This is a genomic window from Paracoccus sp. (in: a-proteobacteria) (genome assembly GCF_047973135.1).
Lineage (GTDB): Bacteria > Pseudomonadota > Alphaproteobacteria > Rhodobacterales > Rhodobacteraceae > Paracoccus.
The window spans coordinates 1-1,589 of sequence record NZ_JBKEBL010000035.1 but is presented as its reverse complement, the minus strand read 5'-3'; the positions used below and the strand labels follow the sequence as shown (position 1 = coordinate 1,589).

Genomic DNA, 1,589 nt, shown 5'->3' with positions numbered 1-1,589 from the left:
TCGCGCTGATTGGTGTCGGGGTTCACTGTTCCTGCGAAGACGCATTGTCGCGGCACCTCGAAGGTGTAGCGACCATAGTGCGGGCTGAAACGTTAGGTTGTTCTGGTCATGAAGTCCTTTATGCGCGAGACCTCGGCCCGTCCGATGGCATCGAGTTCGGCAATTTCCTCGATCCAGACGCACTGCGTTTTAATGGCCGCGTCCTTGGACCCAAGCTCGGGCAGTTCGTCGGTGAACCAGTCCTCGCCCGCCATCACCTTGATCGCGGTGGATTTGCGCGCGCCCTGCGGCCCTTCAAGGATCAGCATGTGGTCGGCCTTCACCCCGGGCCGGTAGATCCGGGCCACGGCCGAGATCAGCCAGAGCGCGCCGATGGTGTGATGGAAGGATGTCGGCGCTGCACCGAGGTAGGTGCTGGTCCAGGTCTCGATACGGGGCGTGCCGTCCCATTTCAGGGTGTCGAGCCAGTCGCGAACCGGATGGATGCGCATGTCGCGGGCCACCGCGCCGACACCACGGCCGACAACCATCGGAGCGACGTTGAGCCCGCGCAATTGCAACCACTCGGCGGTGCGCACATCGTCGGCATCGTCCCAGGGGCGCGGAAATCGGATGGCCGGATCATCCCAGGGGAGCGGCTGGCGCACCACGATGGATTGGGCGAACTCGTCGAAGGCCAGGAGCCCTGCGAAGACCGGATCCGAGGACAGGGCGATGATCACATTGGCCTCGTTGCGCTCGGGCGTGCCGGACAAGTCCTGGCACAGCCGCCCGAACCAGGAAGGGCGCGCAATCCTGCCCTGTGGATCGCCCGTCGCATGCACGCGGCGGCGCAGTTCCGTCAATTGCTTGTCGAGGATCGACATGGAGATGCCGGTCGCGGTCTTGATCCGGGCGAGGATCTGGCGTTCAGGCAGCGGATCGAGCCGGGCCAGCGCAAGGCGACCGAGAAGGCTGGAGAGTGCCGCGAGTTCGGGCGGGTTGGTCAGCGCCTCGGCGGCGGAAATCAGCGCGTCCGGATCGCCGAGTGCCGGGGCCGCCACTGTCGTCGATGCCTCAATACCGACGGGCTCGTCGGCCGAAATCTCCGGGCGATAGTCGGCCGCACGCGCTCCGCGCATCAGATCGTCGTTGAAATCGTCGCCATTGAGCGGGACCACGATCTGGTTCGGAATGTCGGCCCGGTTCAGCCGGTCTGAGAGCGTGGCGGCCGCCTGACGACCGGCATCGCCAGCATCGGCATAGATCGTGATCCGCGTCGTGCCCGTCGGCCACTGAAACCGCGCGAGCCCGTCGGCAGAGAGTGCCGCCCAGACAGCGGTGCCGAACAGGGCATGTGCTGCCAATGCTGTTTCGATGCCTTCAGCGATGCCGAGGTGGCCGTCCGCAGGCATGGCGAACAGGCGCACGGCCGCATCCGCTACCGATCCCAGCATCTTCTTCCCGGCTGGCGCCTTGGCGCTGCCGTCGTCGAGCAGGAAGGTCCGGTGAATACCCTGCGCGCGAGTGCCATCCACCAGGCGTGGCAATGCGATCAGCCCCGGCCAACCGCGTCGCGTGTCGAAATCCGGCAGGTCGGGGTGGAACAG

The 1,589-nt window shown here is 65.9% G+C and carries 1 protein-coding gene; it reads right to left on the bottom strand.

Annotated elements, in window-relative coordinates:
* Nucleotides 1-92: 92 nt before the first annotated feature.
* Nucleotides 93-1,589 (bottom strand): VapE domain-containing protein (locus tag ACK5L9_RS03385; RefSeq protein ID WP_416910040.1); only part of this gene is annotated, 1,497 nt, incomplete at its 5' end.